Annotated in this window: 13 protein-coding genes; 6 read left to right on the top strand and 7 right to left on the bottom strand. The window is 70.4% G+C overall.

What is annotated here, in order from left to right:
- Nucleotides 1-111: 111 nt before the first annotated feature.
- A complete protein-coding gene (locus ACZ7L6_RS00245) occupies nucleotides 112-735 on the bottom strand; it encodes a TetR/AcrR family transcriptional regulator (protein WP_471919680.1) in 624 nt (207 codons plus the stop codon).
- Between the two features lie 197 nt (nucleotides 736-932).
- Here ACZ7L6_RS00245 and ACZ7L6_RS00240 point away from each other — a divergent pair, with 197 nt between their 5' ends.
- Nucleotides 933-2546, top strand: coding sequence for an MFS transporter (locus tag ACZ7L6_RS00240; protein ID WP_471919679.1), 1614 nt, complete (start codon nucleotides 933-935; stop codon nucleotides 2544-2546).
- Nucleotides 2547-2860: 314 nt separating this feature from the next.
- On the opposite strand, the gene ACZ7L6_RS00235 is transcribed toward ACZ7L6_RS00240, so the two are convergent.
- From ACZ7L6_RS00235 to ACZ7L6_RS00215, 5 genes are all read right to left on the bottom strand, one after another.
- Nucleotides 2861-3517, bottom strand: coding sequence for a TetR family transcriptional regulator (locus ACZ7L6_RS00235; protein WP_471919678.1), 657 nt, complete (start codon nucleotides 3515-3517; stop codon nucleotides 2861-2863).
- A 371-nt stretch (nucleotides 3518-3888) separates the two neighbouring features.
- Nucleotides 3889-4482 carry a sodium:solute symporter family transporter gene (locus ACZ7L6_RS00230; protein ID WP_471919677.1) on the bottom strand — a complete coding sequence of 198 codons (594 nt, stop codon included), beginning with the start codon at nucleotides 4480-4482 and terminating at the stop codon, nucleotides 3889-3891.
- Nucleotides 4483-4549: 67 nt separating this feature from the next.
- Nucleotides 4550-4843 (bottom strand): putative quinol monooxygenase, encoded by a 294-nt coding sequence (locus ACZ7L6_RS00225; protein ID WP_471919676.1) that lies wholly within the window; start codon nucleotides 4841-4843, stop codon nucleotides 4550-4552.
- 26 nt (nucleotides 4844-4869) lie between these two features.
- Nucleotides 4870-7428 carry a GH32 C-terminal domain-containing protein gene (locus tag ACZ7L6_RS00220; protein WP_471919675.1) on the bottom strand — a complete coding sequence of 853 codons (2559 nt, stop codon included), beginning with the start codon at nucleotides 7426-7428 and terminating at the stop codon, nucleotides 4870-4872.
- A gap of 243 nt (nucleotides 7429-7671) precedes the next feature.
- Nucleotides 7672-8634 carry a carbohydrate kinase family protein gene (locus ACZ7L6_RS00215; protein ID WP_471919674.1) on the bottom strand — a complete coding sequence of 321 codons (963 nt, stop codon included), beginning with the start codon at nucleotides 8632-8634 and terminating at the stop codon, nucleotides 7672-7674.
- Between the two features lie 222 nt (nucleotides 8635-8856).
- On the opposite strand from ACZ7L6_RS00215, the gene ACZ7L6_RS00210 reads away from it, so the two are divergent.
- The 5 genes from ACZ7L6_RS00210 to ACZ7L6_RS00190 all read left to right on the top strand — a co-directional run bounded on the left by ACZ7L6_RS00210 (nucleotide 8857) and on the right by ACZ7L6_RS00190 (nucleotide 13659).
- Nucleotides 8857-9873 carry a substrate-binding domain-containing protein gene (locus ACZ7L6_RS00210; RefSeq protein WP_471919673.1) on the top strand — a complete coding sequence of 339 codons (1017 nt, stop codon included), beginning with the start codon at nucleotides 8857-8859 and terminating at the stop codon, nucleotides 9871-9873.
- 375 nt (nucleotides 9874-10248) lie between these two features.
- Nucleotides 10249-11262 carry an ABC transporter permease gene (locus ACZ7L6_RS00205; protein WP_471919672.1) on the top strand — a complete coding sequence of 338 codons (1014 nt, stop codon included), beginning with the start codon at nucleotides 10249-10251 and terminating at the stop codon, nucleotides 11260-11262.
- Complete coding sequence (locus tag ACZ7L6_RS00200) at nucleotides 11259-12095, top strand: ATP-binding cassette domain-containing protein (protein WP_471919671.1); 837 nt, start codon at nucleotides 11259-11261, stop codon at nucleotides 12093-12095. Before ACZ7L6_RS00205 ends, ACZ7L6_RS00200 begins: the two co-directional genes overlap by 4 nt.
- A gap of 75 nt (nucleotides 12096-12170) precedes the next feature.
- Nucleotides 12171-13202: a LacI family DNA-binding transcriptional regulator gene (locus ACZ7L6_RS00195; RefSeq protein ID WP_471919670.1), complete on the top strand. Its 1032-nt coding sequence runs from the start codon at nucleotides 12171-12173 to the stop codon at nucleotides 13200-13202.
- Between the two features lie 130 nt (nucleotides 13203-13332).
- Nucleotides 13333-13659 carry an SDR family NAD(P)-dependent oxidoreductase gene (locus ACZ7L6_RS00190; RefSeq protein ID WP_471919669.1) on the top strand — a complete coding sequence of 109 codons (327 nt, stop codon included), beginning with the start codon at nucleotides 13333-13335 and terminating at the stop codon, nucleotides 13657-13659.
- A gap of 198 nt (nucleotides 13660-13857) precedes the next feature.
- Here the strand turns inward: ACZ7L6_RS00190 and ACZ7L6_RS00185 are convergent, their stop codons facing one another.
- Complete coding sequence (locus ACZ7L6_RS00185; RefSeq protein ID WP_471920568.1) at nucleotides 13858-16002, bottom strand: ATP-binding SpoIIE family protein phosphatase; 2145 nt, start codon at nucleotides 16000-16002, stop codon at nucleotides 13858-13860.
- Nucleotides 16003-17237: the final 1235 nt, after the last annotated feature.

Raw genomic sequence — 17237 nt, 5'->3', positions numbered from 1 at the left:
TGTTCCTCTCTGAATGCTGAGTCCTGCGGCACCCGAAGGGGTACGGGGCTGTGATGTATGCGGCTCCGCCGTGCTGGGAGTCCGGCGGCGCTACTGGGGGGTCCGACGGCGCTACCGAGGGAGCGCTCCGCGTACGCCCGCGGCGGCGGCCTCACGGTCCACACCCACGGTGATCAACGCGGCGGTCGCGGTACCCGTGCCGTCGTCGGTCCAGGTTCCGGCGTTCACGCACTCCAGGAGCCCCAGCAGATACGCCTCCAGCGCCCGGCTGAGCGGGCCGGACGGAACGCTCGCCTGGAAGACCCCCTGCCGCTGCCCCCGGGCGATGATCGCCTCCGCCCTGTCACGCGCGGGGGCGAGGACCTCGTCGACCCGCTGGGCCCCGAGGTCCTGGGGAGCGAGGCGGAGCAGCATGCGGTAGCGGTCGCCGACGGGCCACACGGCGAGGACGAAGCGCGCCAGCGCCCTGACGGCGTCCGACGCGGGGTCCTCCGGGACCGCGAGCGCCTGTCGCAGCGCCTGCGAGGCGTCCTCCACCAGCCCGTCCACCAGCGCGGCCCTGCCGTTGAAGTGGCCGTAGACCGTACGGCGCACCACTCCGGCTGCCTCGGCGATGTCACCGAGGCTGCTGTCGGGGTCACGGCCGAGTTCCTGCCTGGCCGCTTCGAGGATGCGGGCACGCGTGAGACGGGTCCGGCTGCGCGCCGGGGCGTCTGCGATATGGGTGCGGGTCATGTGCGGACCTCCAGTCGACGGTGGGAGGACCCCCGGACACCCTGATAGTTGCACATCGACGGGCAATAAACTAGCCTGCACGTCAGTGGGCAATTAACTGCCCGCGGTGCCCCGACGGCCTGTGACCGCGCCCGCACCGCTCACCCCGATCCGCGAACCCCGAAGTCTCCGCTTCGCCTCCTGCCGAGGAGCTTGAAATGCCGCTCTTTGCGAACACACCCGTCGAGAAGATGACCGGGCCCTATCCCCGGCGCTGGTGGGCCCTGCTGGTGCTGTGCCTGAGCCTGCTGATCGTCGTCATGGCGAACACGTCGCTGATCGTGGCGGCGCCGGACATGACGAAGGACCTGGGCCTGTCCAGCAGTGACCTGCAGTGGGTCATCGACGGCTACACCGTCCCCTACGCCGCGCTGATGCTCGTGCTGGGTGCGATCGGCGACAAGTACAGCCGCCGCGGCGCGCTGATCCTCGGCCTGCTGATCTTCGCGGGCGGATCGGTAATGGGCGGCCTGGTCGACGAGACCAACCCGGTCATCACCGCCCGCGCGATCATGGGCGTCGGCGCCGCCGTCGTCATGCCGGCCACGCTGTCCCTGCTCGTCGCGATCTTCCCTAAGGCGGAGCGCGCCAAGGCCATCACGGCCTGGTCCGCCACCTCCGGCCTCGCCATCGCCGCCGGTCCGCTGGCCGCCGGGTGGCTGCTGGAGGACCACGCGTGGGGCTCCACCTTCCTGATGAACGTCCCCATCGCGGTCCTCGGCGTCATCGGCGCGCTGCTCCTGGTGCCGCCGTCGAAGGCCGAGGGCATGGGCCGGATCGACTACGTCGGCGGTCTGCTCTCCATCGTCTCCGTCGGCTCCCTGGTCTACGCGACCATCGAGGGCCCGCACTTCGGCTGGGGCGTCGGCCCGATCACCGCGGCCGTGGTCGCCGGCGTGGGCCTGCTGGCCTTCGTAGCTTGGGAGTTGAAGCACCCGAACCCGATGCTGGACGTGCGCAAGTTCACCGAGCGCCCCTTCAACGGGTCCATGCTCGCGGTGCTGTTCTTCTTCTTCGGCACCTTCGGCTCGATCTACTACTCCACCCAGTTCCTGCAGTTCGTCCTCGGCTACGACGCCCTGGAGACCGGCGTACGACTGCTGCCGCTGGCCGGTGCTGTCTTCGTCGGCGCCGCGGTCACCGGCAAGCTGGCCCCGAAGCTGGGCGTGAAGCTGGTGGTGGGCACCGGCATGGTGCTCGGTACGGCGGGCGTCTTCCTGCTCACCCGGATCGAGTCGGGCTCCACGTACACCGACTTCCTGGCGCCCCTCCTGATGCTCGGCTTCGCCATCGGCCTGAGCCTGTCGCCGGCCACGGACACCATCATGGGCTCGTTCCCCGAGTCGGAGCTCGGCGTCGGCGGCGGCGCCAACGACACCGCCCTGGAACTGGGTTGCTCCCTGGGCATCGCCATCCTCGGCTCGCTCCTCGCCACGTCCTACAAGGACAGGCTCACCGACCTGGTCGGCGGCCACCTCCCCGCCTCCGCGATGGACACCGCCAAGGACTCGGTGGGCGGCGGCCTCGCGGTCGCCGAGCAGGTCGCGAAGACGCCGAACGGCGGCGCCCAGCAGGCCCAGGCCTTGGTCGAGGCGGTCCACGAGTCCTTCGCCCACGCCATCGCCCACACCAGCCTGATCGGCGCGATCATCATGGCCGCCGGCACCGTAATCGTCATCGCGGTCCTGCCGGGCCGCAAGGCCACCGGCAAGCACCGCCAGCAGGAGACGGCGCAGACCTCGGAGAAGCCCGAGACCGTCAACGCCGCCTGAGCCCCACGAGCTGAACGCGGCCCAGGCCGCCGACCGGAGGCCGGAGACAGTTCCGGCCTCCACACCACCCCAGAACGGGTCGTGCCTGAGCGGCGCACGACCCCGGACGGTGCCGGGAGGGGACACCCGGCACCGTCCTCTCTTTGTTGTCCGTACCTGGGGTGTTTCGTTGTCCGACCTGAGGTGCCGGTACCCCTGCTCTCGATCGCGCTGGAGCAGAGGCGCCCGGTTCGACAGCGGGGCACGCATGACAAGGCCCCGGTGCCTTCACACCGGGGCCGGTAGGAACCTCCGCGTAAACAGCCGTGCGGGACTCAGTCGTCGGCGACGGACTCCGCGGCGGTCGTAGCGGTCGTGGCGGCCACCTCGTCGACCACGACCCGCGCCTGCTTCTCCGGCACACCGGCCGCGATGAGCGTGGCGACGGCCGTGCGGGTGCCGTCGTCCTCCAGTGCGGCGGTGTTGACCTGTTCCAGCAGGGCGACCGTCATCGCCTCCAGGCCGGCGCTCAGTACGGCGGGCGGCAGGTGGGAGTGGAAGACGCCGTCCCGCTGTCCCCGTTCCAGGATGGCCGTGACCTCGACGCGGGCGGGTTCGAGGATCTCGGTGACACGTTCCATGCCCAGGTCCCGCTGGGCGAGCGCCAGGAGCATCCGGTAACGGTCGCCCACCGGCCACATCGACAACGTGAAGTGCGCGAGCGCCCGCTCGGCGGGCTCCGTCGCCTTCGCGCCGGCCGCCACGGCGGCCTGGAGAGCCTCGGCGGCCTCCTCGGCCAGCGCCTCCAGCAGCGCCGCCCGTCCGGGGAAGTGCCCGAACAGCGTGCGCCGTACGACACCGGAAGCGCGGGCCAGCTCCTCCAGGGTGATGTCGGGGTTCCGCCCGAGCTCCTGGCGCGCGGTGGCGAGGATGCGCGCCCGGTTGGACCGTGCGTTGCGTCGCTGCGGCACGCGGCCGACGGACTGGGACACGGAAGGACCTCGATGAAGACGGACGGAGAAGGACACCCCATTCTGTCACGCGGCCCCCGACCCGATCCGCGGCCGCATCCGCGGACCGGGCTGCTCCGATCAGGCGGTCCGATCAGGCGGGGAGCTCCCTGACTTCGGCCCCCGCATGGCAGCCGCGGCAGCGGCGGCAGTCGTCAGCGAGGTCTGCCCCCGCTCGCAGGAAGCCGACGTCGACAGGGCGATGGCCTTCCTGCGCGCCGGTATCGCCACGCTCGACATCACGTAGACGCACTCACCCCGAACCGGTCACGCGGACCCGATGGATTCCCGGTCGAGGAGCAGTTCGGTCTCCATCTCGGCGTAGCGGTCCCGCCCGGCGGGTGATCGACGGCTCAGCATGCTGCCCGCCAGCCGAAGAGGAATCCGACCGGCACGGATGCCAGAGCGATGTTCTGCAGCGGGAACCAGTGGAAGTCCCGTTCGGGGAAGAAGGCGAGGGGGCCGCCGGAGACAGCGGGGCCGAAGGCTTCGAGGACGGCGCAGCACACGAGCGACCCGTACAGAGTCCACAGGAGTCCGGTCCTGGTGAAGCCCTTCCAGAACAAGCTGTAGACCAGTGCCGGGAGAACCGCCGATGCGGTCAGGGCGGCGGCGAACGAACTGAGGGCCACGATGCTCCAGTTGTGCAGGGCCACCGCCAGGAACACGCCGACCACGCCGAAGGCCATCACCGCTCCCCGCGCCACGTTCACTTCGCGCCGTTCGCTACTGGTGCCGCGACGGGCCACACGGGCGTAGAGGTCGTGCGCCAGTGACGCCGAGGCGGCGAGAGTGAGTCCGGCCAGGGTGCTGAGGGCGGTGACGAACGCTGCGCAGGCGACCAGGGTGAACAGGAGCCGGACACCACCCCCGGCGAGAGTGTCGGCGAGCAGGAACAGGGCCGTGTTCGCCTGATTGTCGGCCGCGACAATGGCCTCGGCGCCCACCGTCGCCGCGCCACCAGCGCGTATCCGCTGCGGCCCGGGCCCCGCGAGGCGAGTCCCGGGCGATGCGTCAGGTCACCGGATCCAGGAACGTCAGCACGGAGGCGTCCTCCTCGATCAGCGGGGAGAGTGCGGCGTTGAACGGGCCGCCGTACGGGGCCTTCAGATGTGCCTGGAAGGCGTCCTTGTCCCGGTACACCTCGAAGATCCAGTAGGCGCGTGGATGGGACGCCTTGGTGTAGACGTCGAAGGCGAGGTTGCCTTCCTCTTCGCGCACCTTCCCGGCGTAGTCCCGGATCAGGCGGGCGACCTCGTCCTCCGCTCCTTCTCGGGCGGTGAACTCGGCGAGCAGGGTCTTCTTCACGGTCTGGTGTCCTTGTCAGTCGTTCGTCAGTCGTGGATGGAGTCGAGGTGCCAGACCCGGGCCTGGTCCAGCTTCGCCGAGCCGTTCTCGGCGAAGACCTGCACTCCCTGGCTGTCGGGGTCGGGGAAGATCTGGTCGGTGATCACGGCCTCGCCGCTGCCGCCGAAGACCTCGACGGACGACCAGTCGACGAGGATCCGCAGCTTCACCTTGCCGTTGCCGGCCTTCAGCGGTGCGGTCTGGACGCCGGGGAAGGTGCTGTTGAAGTCCACGGCACCGGAGTGCGTGCGGTCGACGTAGAGCTCCTGCGTCGTGGCGTCGTACCCGATGACGGTCTCCTCTCCCCCTGCGCCGGTGCGCACCTTCAGGCCGAACCGTTCGGCGTCCTTGAGGGAGAAGGTCGCCTCGATGTCGAGTGCCCTGCCCCTGGCCGCGGGGCCGATCAGGGGTTGTGAGGTGTTCTTGACGGTGATCCCGGCCGCGGACGCCGAGTTCTGCCGCAGGGACGTCAGGCTGCTCACCGGCTTGCTGGTCAGTCGGACACGGCCGTCGATGGTGCGCAGGGCCATCTCGCGGGGGATGCCTTGCGCGCCGCGCCAGGGGGAGGTGGGGACGGCGCCGCTGTAGTCCCAGTTGTTCATCCAGCCGATCATGTACCGCTTGCCGCCCGGCGCGTTCTCCCAGGACACGGCCGCGTAGTAGTCCTTGCCGTAGTCGGCCCAGTCGGCGCGCTGCACGACCGAGAGGGCGGGGGTGTCGGCGGCGGTGAACCGGTCGGCGAGGATGTGTCCCCAGCCGGCGGTGTTCATGTCGACGACCTGGATCCGCGCCTTCTTGCCGACGTAGGGGCGCATGTCGAAGGAAGCCCAGTCCAGCGTCTCGCTGTTGGATCCGGTGGCGCTGCGGACGACCTTGCCGTCGACGATCAGGTTGACGGACGTCTCCTGGGCGACGGGCTCGGCCCGGGTGTCGGAGAGCATGATGTGGTCGACGTTGATGTGGCCCCAGCCGCCGGTGTTGTCGTCGACGATCTTTATCTGCGCCTTCTTGCCGGCGAGGTCGCGGACGTCCCAGGACGCCCAGTTGAGTGCTTCGGCGTCCTTTCCGGTGGCGCTGCGGACGACCTGGCCGTCCACGAAGAGCTCGATGGCGGTCGGGTTGTCGGATCCGACGGGGTGGTTGCCGCCGCCGATGAGGAAGTTGACGTACTTCTTGTCGATGGTGAACTCGGGCGAAGTGAGGGCGCCGGTGGTGGAGTCGCCGTTCAGGAAGGTGTTGGCCAGCCCGGCGCCCAGGAATCCGGAGACCTCTTGCTGGCCGGGGAGGGTGCCGGTGGCCGGTGCGGTGCCGAAGGCGTCCCCGGTCGTCGTCCAGCCGCCGTAGGTGCCGCCCTCGAAGTCGGCGAGGACCGTGCCCTCGGGCGGCGGTCCCTGCTCCATGACGGTTCCGGGGACGTGGGCGTGCCGGCCGCCGCCGACCTTGAAGTTCAAGTAGCGGCTGTCGACGGTGAATTCGGGCGAGGTGAGGGTGCCGGTGGCGCCGTCGCCCGCGTGGAAGCTGTTGGCGAGGCCCTTGCCGTCGAAGCCGCCGACCGTTCCCTGGCCGTCGAGCGCCCCGGCTGCCGGTGCCTGGCCGAACGCGGTGCCGGTGGTCGTCCATGCACCGAAGTCGGTGCCCTCGAAGTCCTGCATCACCGTGCCGGTGGGCGGCGTGTACGTGCCCTTGTCATCGGCGGTGAACCTCTTGCCGTCGAAGTCGCCGATGAAGTACTGGGCGGCCGAACCGCCCGCGATGCCACCGGGGTTGATGTTGACGACCAGGACCCACTTGATGTTGTCCGGGTCCCCGTCGACCGCGAGGGGGAACAGGTCGGGACACTCCCACACGCCGCCCGTCGCGCCCGCCGGCCCGAACTCGCTCTGCAGCTTCCAGTCCTTGAGGTTCTTGGACGAGTAGAACTGCACCTTGTGCTCGGTGGACAGCGACACCGTCATCAGCCAGCTCTTGGTGGGGGCATACCACTGGACCTTGGGGTCGCGGAACTCCCTGGAGCCGATGTCGAGTACGGGATTGCCCTGGTACTTGGTCCAAGTGCGGCCGCGGTCGGTGCTGTAGGCCAGCGACTGGGCCTGCGTGCCCGTGGACTTGGAGTAGCTGGTGTAGATCGCCACCATGGGCGGGTTCTTCGTGGTGCCGAAGCCCGTGGTGTTGTTCCAGTCGACGACGGCACTGCCCGAGAAGACCATCTCCTCGTCGTCGTGCGACAGCGCGAGCGGCAACTCCTCCCAGTGCACGAGGTCCCGGCTCACCGCGTGCCCCCAGGACATGTCGCCCCAGGAGTTGCCGTTCGGGTTGTACTGGTAGAAGAGGTGGTACTCGCCCTTGTAGTACACGAGGCCGTTGGGGTCGTTCATCCAGTTCTTCTGCGGGGTGAAGTGGAACTGGGGGCGATAGGTCTCGGAGTACGGCGGGGAGTCGGCAGCGACGGCCTGGGGGGCGAGCGGCGCCGCGGACAGGGCGCAGACGGTTGCCACCGCCGCGATCAGCCGCGTGTGGGCATGAGGGGATACACGTCCAGAGCTCATGGGGTCTCCCTGTGCTGCGGCCGTCCACGCTGCGGAGCCTGCTGCCCGGCACGGACGGACCGGAAAGTGACGCCTCGCCGGCGCCGTCGTCCACGGCGCCCGGGCAAGGTGCAAGGTGCTGTCATCGTTGACCTGTGTCATCGATGACACCGAGTGGCCCGATGATGCGGGCCATCCGGCCGTTGCGTCAACGGTGCGGTCCCGATTGCCCCGGCATTGTCCCGGCGCGGCTCGGCTGCCCGGCTACGCGCGATCGGCTGTCGCGAGCGGCGCGAGCTCGCTCTGCCACGGCGGGTTGGGGCCGGCAACCGAGCAGGTCAGGGCCGCGACCTGGGTGGCGAACCGGCAGGCTTCGGCGACATCGTCGAGGTGGATTCCCGTCAGCCGGCCGCCGAGGAGGCCGCGGGCCCCGAGGTGGTGCAGCAGCCCGGCAGCGAAGGAGTCCCCCGCCCCCACCGTGTCGACGACCCGCGTCGTCACCGCGGGCACTTGCAGCCGTTCGCCGTCGAGCGAGGCAAGGGCGCCGTCGGCACCGCGCGTGATCACGACGAGCCGCGCCCCGGCCGTGTGCCAGATGTCGCACGCCCGCTCGGGCGACGTTCCGGGCAGCAGGAGTTCCAGGTCATCCTCGCTCAGCCGGAGCACATCGGCGAGGTCGCACCAGTGGGCCAGCCGGGCGCGGTAGACCTCGGGATCCACCAGTAGGGGCCGGACGTTGGGGTCGATGCTGATGGTCGCCCGAGGGGCTGCCGCGGCAAGGAAATCCTCCACCACGGCCGCGCCGGGTTCCCGGACCAGGGCCAGCGATCCGGTGTGCACGCAGGCGGTCTCGGACAGGTCCACCCCCGCCAGTTCCCCGGCCGTCCACTGCCAGTCGGCTGTGTTCTGCGCATGGAAGGAGAAGGCGGCCTGCCCCTGTTCGTCCAACTCCGCCACGGCCAGTGTGCTGGGCTCCGCGGCCGCGACGGCGCTCGAAAGGTCCACCCCGGACGCCTCCAGGTGGGCCCGGAACAGGCGGCCGAACACGTCGCCGGACAGCCGCGCGAGAAAGCGCGCCGGGGTGCCGAGGCGGGCCAGGGCGACGGCCGTGTTCGCAGGTCCGCCGCCGGGCAGGACGCGCAGGGCGAGTTCGTTCGAGGCGCTGGCGGGTTCGGTGAACGCGTCCGCGACGCACTCCCCCAGGACGGTGATCTGGCGCGGGCTCATGGGCTGCTCTTCTCTGCGAACGCACGGGCGAAAGCGGGCACGGACCGGGCATCCGCCGCGACCGTTACGGACTTGTGTCGGGTGCAGGGCATTGACGTTGCCGGGAGGCGGAGTCCATCATCCTCGGCAAGCAGTGTCAACGATGACATAAGTCAACGATGACACCTCGGGACGGCATGCTCCGATGCCGCCGCACCGCCCGCAATCCCGCAGGAGTCGTTCATGTCTCGCACCCCTCGTCTGCCCTCCGCCCTCCTCAGAGCCGCCGCGTGCACCGGACTGGCAGCCCTCACCCTGACGGCCTGCGGATCCGGCTCCGGAACGGCCACCGCCGGCTCCGGTTCGGGCAGCGTCAAGGTCGGTCTGATCACCAAGACCGACACCAACCCGTTCTTCGTGAAGATGAAGGAGGGCGCGGAGAAGGCCGCCAAGGAGAACGGCGTCGAACTGTCCACCGCGGCGGGCAAGTTCGACGGTGACAACGCCGGTCAGGTCACCGCCATCGAGAACATGGTCGCCGCCGGCGTGAAGGGCATCCTGATCACGCCGAGCGACTCCAAGGCGATCGTGCCGGCGATCGAGAAGGCCAAGGCCAAGGGCGTGCTGGTCATCGCCCTGGACACCCCGACCGACCCGCAGAGCGCGGTCGACGCCCTCTTCGCCACCGACAACCTCAAGGCCGGCGAGCTGATCGGCGAGTACGCCAAGGCCGCCATGAAGGGCAAGACAGCGAAGATAGCCACCCTCGACCTCGCGCCGGGCGTCTCCGTCGGCGTCCAGCGGCACAACGGCTTCCTGAAGGGCTTCGGCGCCACCGACAAGGACGTGGCGTGCGCTCAGGACACCGGCGGCGACCAGGCCAAGGGCCAGACCGCCATGGAGAACTGCCTCCAGAAGGAACCCGGCATCAACGTCGTCTACACGATCAACGAGCCCGCCGCCCTCGGCGCGTACACCGCGCTGAAGGCCAAGGGCCGCGAGAAGGACGTCCTGATCGTCTCCGTCGACGGCGGCTGCACCGGCACCCAGGCCGTCAAGGACGGCAAGATCGCCGCGACCTCGCAGCAGTACCCGCTGAAGATGGCCGCCGAGGGCGTCAAGGCCGTCGCGACGTACGCCAAGGACGGCAAGAAGGCGTCCGGTTACACCGACACCGGCGTCACCCTGATCACCGACAAGGCGCAGGACGGGGTCACCTCCAAGGACACCGCCTACGGCCTGGAGAACTGCTGGGGCTGAGCCGCCCACGCACCAGCCACCGCCGCCCCTTGAAACCCCTCAGCGGGGCGGCCGACCCCTTCTCTCCGACCAGGGGCGGCCGCCTCCTGGTCCGCGTCTCCTCCGACAAGGACCTCGCTTGACCTCATCCCGTTCGTGAACGAAGGGGGATTCCTTCCCTCGCGGGTTGGGCTTTCTGCTTCACAGCCCGCAGCCACCCGGGGTTACCAGCAAGGGACGGTGTACCGCCCATGGTCTTACGCAAGCTCCACAGACCTGACTTCCCGCCAGCCCGGCGGTAGGCCCGCCGACTTGGTTGTCGCCAGCGGGCGCGACAGAGCGTAGCGCATACCGGACGCTGCGCGTCCGGAGATGTTTCCACGCAAGGAGTTCTTGATGACTGCCACGTCCACGCCACCGTCCCCAACCAAACCGTACGCCGGGCTCACCGCACCGAGCACGGCCCGCAGACTGCTCACGCAGCCGACCACCGGGCCACTGGCTGCCCTCCTCCTGGCCTGCGTCTTCTTCTCCTTCTCGACCGACCAGTTCCTCACGGGCGGGAACTTCTCGCTGATCGTGCAGCAGGTCATGGTCGTCGGCACGCTGGCCATCGGCCAGACCCTGATCATCCTCACCGCGGGCATCGACCTGTCCTGCGGGGCCGTGATGGCGTTCGGCAGCATCATGATCGCCAAGATGGCCGCCGAGGGCACCCTGCCCCCGCTCCTCGCCATCGCCGTGGGCATCGCGGTCTGCGGCGGCTTCGGGCTGCTCAACGGGCTGCTGGTGCAGAAGATCCCGTTGCCGCCGTTCATCGTCACCCTCGGCATGCTCAACGTGGCGTTCGCGCTGACCCACATCTACTCCGAGGAGCAGACGGTCACCAACCTGCCCGGCCCGCTGACGGCCCTCGGGCAGACGTTCCCGCTCGGCCACACCGACATCACCTACGGCTCCCTGGTCACCATCGCCCTGTTCCTCCTCCTCGCCTACGCGCTGAGCAGCACCGGTTGGGGCCGGCACGTCTACGCACTGGGCAACAGCCAGGAAGCGGCACGTCTGAACGGCATCCGTACCTCCCGCCTGACCATCGGCGTGTACACCGCGGCCGGCCTGCTCTACGGCATCGCCGCCCTGCTGCTCATCTCCCGCACCGGAGTCGGCGACCCGCAGGCGGGCCAGACCGACAACCTCGACAGCATCACCGCCGTGGTCCTCGGCGGCACCAGCCTCTTCGGCGGACGCGGCTCGGTGCTGGGCACCTTCATCGGTGTCCTCATCGTGGGCGTGTTCCGCAACGGCCTGCAGCTGATGGGCGTCGCCTCCATCTACCAGACGCTGATCACCGGTGTGCTGGTGATCCTCGCGGTGACCGTCGACCAGATCTCCCGGAAGAAGGCCCGATGACCGCCATCTCCTCCCCCACCCCCGTGCTGCAGGCCCGCGGTCTGATCAAGCGCTACGGCCATGTCACCGCCATCGACGGCGCCGACTTCGACCTGCTGCCCGGCGAGGTCCTCGCCGTCATCGGCGACAACGGTGCCGGAAAGACCAGCCTGATCAAGGCACTTACCGGTGCGGTGGTCCCGGACGCGGGCGAGATACGCCTCAACGGCAAGCCGATCCAGTTCTCCGGGCCGCAGAGCGCACGCGCCCACGGCATCGAGACCGTCTATCAGGACCTCGCCGTGGCCGCCTCCATGGACATCGCGTCGAACATGTTCCTCGGGCGCGAGCTCCGCCGCCCCGGCATCCTCGGCAGCGCCTTGCGCATGCTCGACAAGAAGCGGATGCGTCAGGAGGCCGCCGAGCACATGGCCGACCTGAAGATCGGCCTGCGCTCGCTGACCCAGTCGGTCGAGACCCTCTCCGGCGGCCAGCGACAGGCCGTCGCGGTCGCCCGTTCCGTCGCCTGGGCCCGCAGCGTCGTCGTCATGGACGAACCCACCGCCGCCCTCGGCGTCAAGGAGTCCGGACAGGTCCTCGACCTCATCCGCCGCGTCCGCGACAAGGGCATGCCGGTCGTCCTGATCAGCCACAACATGCCCCATGTCTTCGAGATCGCCGACCGGATCCACGTCCACCGGCTGGGCAGGCGCGCTGCCGTGATCAAGCCGTCCGACTACTCCATGGCGGAGGTCGTCGCCATCATGACCGGCGCGCTCACCGTGGACGCGGCCGGAGATACTGTCGTAGCGGATTCCGAAGCGGCGAAGGCCGCGGGAGTCCAGGCCACCTGACCACATCACTCGACACTCGACGGAATCCGGCCGAGGCCGCGGCCGGAACCGACGAGCACAGGAGACCGTTCCTCCATGGCAGCGAACCGCCGCCCGACCCTGGCAGACGTCGCACGCGAAGTGGGCGTCAGTGCCAAAACTGTCTCCCGCGTTCTCAACGAGGACGGACCCGCCTCGGCCGAGACCAGGGAACAGGTCCTCGCCGCCGTGGCCAAGCTCGGCTTCCAGCCGAACCTCATGGCACGCAACATCCGCGTCGGCGGACCCGACACCACCATCGGTCTGGTCATCCCCGACCTCGCCAACCCCTTCTTCGGAGCAGTGGCCCGCGCCATCGAGGACACCGTCCGCGAGCGCGGCCTGACCCTGCTCATGGGCTCCTCCGCGGACGACCCCGACCGCGAACGCGCGTTGACGGACAAGTTCCTCGCCCGCCGCGTCAGCATCCTCATGGTCGTGCCGTCCGTCGGCGCCGACCACTCCCACCTCAAGACCCACCGCGCCGCGGGCCTGCCCGTCGTCTTCCTCGACCGTCCGGGAGCGGGCCTGTCCACGGACAGCGTCGTCAGCTCCAACCGCGCGGGCGCCCACGACGGCGTCGCTCACCTGATCGCCCACGGCCACCGACGCATCGGCTTCATCGGCGACCTCCCCACCAAGCTCTACACCCGCCGCGAGCGCCTGGCCGGATACCGCGCGGCCCTGCAGGAAGCCGACATCCCGTACGACCGCTCCCTGGTCACCGACGCCCACGACCAGCACGGCGCCTCCACCGCGACCTCCCAGCTCCTGAGCCTGGCGGATCCCCCCACCGCCCTGTTCGCCGGCAACAACATCGTCGCGCTGGGCATAGTGACCGAACTCGCCCGCACCGGCCGCAAAGACGTCGCCGTCGTCGCCTTCGACGACGTGGAGCTGGCCGAGGCACTCGAACCGGCCCTGACCGTCGTCGCCCAGGACCCCGAGGAGATCGGCAGAGCGGCGGCGGCCACCGCCCTGGCCCGCCTCGACGGCGACCGCTCCCGCGCTCGCACCCTCACCGTCCCGACCCGCCTGATCGTCCGCGGCTCGGGCGAACGCCCCGTCCCCGCGAAGCAGCAAGCGTGACGTGACGCGGGCGGCCCAGAGGCTGGGGTGAGCACAGAGCCGACGTGGACAGGTCGGCCCGGCCCAGGTCCGCATCACGACAAGCGTCTCGGGACCCGGCTACGGAGCATCGACGACGAGGTAGCCGTCGATGCGGCGTACCTGCTCGCTGTCGGGGTCGGGCGGGAGTGCGTGGCCGAGGTCGCCCGCGCGGACCTCGCTGATCCACTGGTCGTGCTGCATCCGGGTCAACGCGGTCGCCCCCGCCGTCGTCCGTACGCCCATCTACGAGGAGTTCATCCCCAAGACGGACGTCGAGTCCGCCCTCGACGGCTTCAACGCCTTCCACCTTCTCGGCCGTACGGGAACGCCCGACGACGTCGCCGCCACCGTCGCCTTCCTGCTGTCGGACCGGACGGACTGGGTCACCGGCGCGGTGTGGGACGTCGACGGCGGAGTCATGGCCGGACGCAACTGACCGCCCCTTCCCGGCCTTTCAGGGCGCCGCTGCCCAGTGTTCGTCGCGTCGCTGTCGGGCGGCATCCTCGCCTGCCGCGACGCCCTCCGCCGCGCGGTCGCCCTCCGCTCGCACCAGGCGTAGGGCAACGCAACTCGCCGTTGTCCCATGCCTTCACCACGGCCCGAACGCTTGGCGGAGCAACGGTGCGCTGCCGGGCTAGACCGAGAGGGAGGCGAACGCCTCGACGCCGGCTGTCTCCTTCAGCTCCGCCCAGACCGTCTTGCCGTGCCGGGCGTGGCGTGTGCCCCAGTGTTCGGCGAGTTGGGCGACCAGGAGCAGTCCGCGGCCGCCCTCGTCGTAGGTGCGGGCGCGGCGTTGGTGCGGGGTGGTGCTGCTGGCGTCGGAGACCTCGCACAGGAGGCTGCCGGTGGGGGCACCACCCGGCCCCGCAGAGGGCTGGGGGAGGATGAGACGCAGGCGGATGGGCGGACGGCCGTAGCGGATGGCGTTGGTGACCAGTTCGCTCACCACGAGTTCGGTGGTGAAGTCGAGGTCGTCGAGACCCCAGGTGCTGAGCTGGCGGGAGACGTTCCAGCGGGCCCCGGCGACCGCGGCCGGGTCGGCGTCCAGGTCCCAGCTGGCGACCTGACGGTCCCCGAGGGCGTGAGTGCGGGCCAGCAGCAGGGCGACGTCGTCGTCGGGGCGGTCCGGCAGCAGCGCTTCCAGCACGGCGTCGCAGGTGGCCTCAAGGGAGGGATCGGGCCGGGCGAGGGCTTGGCGGAGCAGGGTGAGGCCGGTCTCGACGTCGTGGTCCCACGCCTCGATCAGACCGTCCGTGTAGAGGGCGAGGAGGCTGCCAGCGGGGAGGTCGACCTCCGCCGCCTCGAACGGCAGGCCGCCGAGGCCCAGCGGTGGGCCCGGCGGCAGGTCGAGGGTGTCGACGGTGCCGTCGCGGATCACCACGACGGGCAGTACGTGGCCCGCTCGGGCCAGGGTGCAAGTGCCGCTGACCGGGTCGTGGACGGCGTACAGGCAGGTGGCCCCGATCTCCGCCGAGGCGGCCTCGGTGTCCGGGTCGGTGGAGGCTTCGGCGGACAGGCGGACGACGACGTCGTCGAGGTGGGTGAGGAGTTCGTCCGGCGGCAGGTCGATGTCGGCCAGGGTGCGTACCGCGGTCCGCAGCCGGCCCATCGTGGCGGCGGCGTGGATGCCGTGCCCGACCACGTCGCCCACGACGAGGGCGACGCGGGCTCCGGACAGCGGGATGACGTCGTACCAGTCGCCGCCCACGCCGACCTGGCCACCGGCGGGGAGGTAGCGGCAGGCGACCTCCACGGCGGACTGCGGTGGCATCCGCGTCGGGAGCAGGCTGCGCTGGAGGCTCAGGGCGGTGGCGCGGGCGTGGGTGTACCGGCAGGCGTTGTCGACGGCTACGGCCGCCCTGGCGGCGATCTCCTGAGCGAGGAGCAGGTCCTCGTCGTCGTAGCGGTCGGGGTTGCGGTGGCGGGAGAACCGGGCGACGCCCAGGGTGGTGCCGCGGGCGCGCAGGGGCACGACCAGGGTCGAGTGGATCGGGAGGACCTCGTGGGCGTCGAACGGCTCGTCCGGGTCGAACGGCTCCTCCGTGTGATGCCGTGAGGGCTGCCCCGTGGCAAGGGCTCGGTCGGGCGGCGATCCGTCCGGGACGGTGTGGAGCTGGTGCGGCGCGATCGCCGGGTCCTGGTCGCCGGTCACCGAGCGCCGGGCCACCCGGCGCAGTACGCGCGGTTCCTCCACCGGGGCGTCGGGGTCGTGGAGCGCGGAGTCGAGCAGGTCGACGGTGACGAGGTCGGCGAACCGCTCGATGGCGAGATCCGCCAGTTCCTCGGTGGTGCGGGCGATGTCCAGGGTGGTGCCGATGCGCACGCCGGCCTCGTTCACCATCGACAGCCGCCCCCTCAGCCGGCGGTCCCGCTCCTCCTGGAAGGCCAGGACGCCCTGCTCGGACGAGCGGTCCACGTATCCGGTCGTCGCCGCGATCACCTTGCGCGCCGCCGCGCTGATCAGCTCCGGGTCGCTCGTCAGCCGGGTCAGCTCCGCGAGCAGCCGGTCTAGGGCGATGCCCTGGGCGAGCCGGTGGGCCCGCAGCATCGCGGTGACGGGGATCCCGTGCCGGGCCAGTCGGCGGGCGCGGTCTGCGTCGGCGACGGGCGGCTCGATCAGGCCGGGCTCGATGCCGTGCTCGAGGCCCGACAGCGCAGTGACGATGTGCTCGGCGATGTTCACCGTCGTCATGCGGGCGAGGCCGGGGTCCTCCCACAGCTGGGGCACTTCGCCGCGCAGGCACTCCTCCACGTCGGTGATCAGCGTCTCCACGCTCATGCCGAGTTCGTGCGCGGCACGGGAAACGAGGCTGTCCGCGGTGACGTCCACAGTTCGACGTTACGCCGTACGGGTGGGTACGGATCGTCGGGAGGCGGACGCGGCACCCGGCATCCGGCCCCCTCGATGGCCCCGCCTGGGGCTTCGCGCCGGGGCGCCGGCCGGAGACGGAGTACTCCTCGTCCCGCTCGGCCTCCCCCGCCACCGGCTCCTCCCCGCGGTGCTTGCCGGTGACCCTGCGACCGGGCAGGACCGCGAGGACGATCACCGTGCCGGCGGCCATGGTGATCCCGTCGATCAGGCCGGTCCGCGCGAAGGGGTGGGCGACGGACTCGTGCACCGCGTCGAGGAGGGCCTGGGCTGCCAGGCGCCGCCTGCCGGGTTCTTCGCGACCTGCTCGACCACCGCCGCTCGCCACGGACCGGGGCCCCACGAGCACACTCGGCCGTACGGCCGCACGGCTGACCTTGGAGCGCGAGGAGTCTCCGCCCGGCGACGACCACGTGGCGCTCGGCACGCAGTTGGTGATCCGGCAGTCGGTGCGCAAGCTGTCGTCGTGGCAGCCGGTTCGGAATGGCGGGGCACGGCGCCGGGCACGCGGCGGGGCTGCTTCTTGAGCCACGGCCCTTGTGCGCTGCCACCACCCGGGCCAATCGGCAACCCCGAGTGCTACCCCATCCGGTGGCTTATCGCTGTCGCGGCGTTATTCATATCAGCCTATTTCCTATTCATCCACTGTCCGGCTCTTGGTGCTGACCAGCCGTCACGAGGCCCTGAACCAAGTCGAGGAGAGTGGAGAAAATGACAACATCGCCGAGATGGCGATCTGTTCTTGCGCCGGCCGCCATGGCTGCCGCGCTCGCCGCCGCCGCGCTGACGAGCGCGAGCGCCGCCCACGCACAGGACCACATCACCCCGCACCCTCCGCACCCGGCAAAGCCGGCCCACCCGGCACATGGACCGAAGCCGGCCTACCCGGCGCACCCTGGGAAGCCGGCCTACCCAGGGCATCCGGGGAAGCCGGCCAAGCCCGCTTATCCGGTCAAGCCTGCGAAGCCTGAACTGCCGGCGAAGCCCGCCTACCCGGCGCATCCGGGGAAGCCGGCCAAACCTGCTTACCCGGCCAAGCCTGCCAGGCCTGAACTCCCGGTAAAGCCTCACTACCCGGCCAAGCCCGCCAAGCCCGAACTCCCGGTAAAGCCTCACTACCCGGCCAAGCCCGCCAAGCCCGAACT

It is taken from the genome of Streptomyces sp. NPDC107522 (assembly GCF_055657525.1).
Note: the sequence above shows the minus strand (reverse complement) of the source record. Positions and strands in the feature narration are given on the sequence as shown.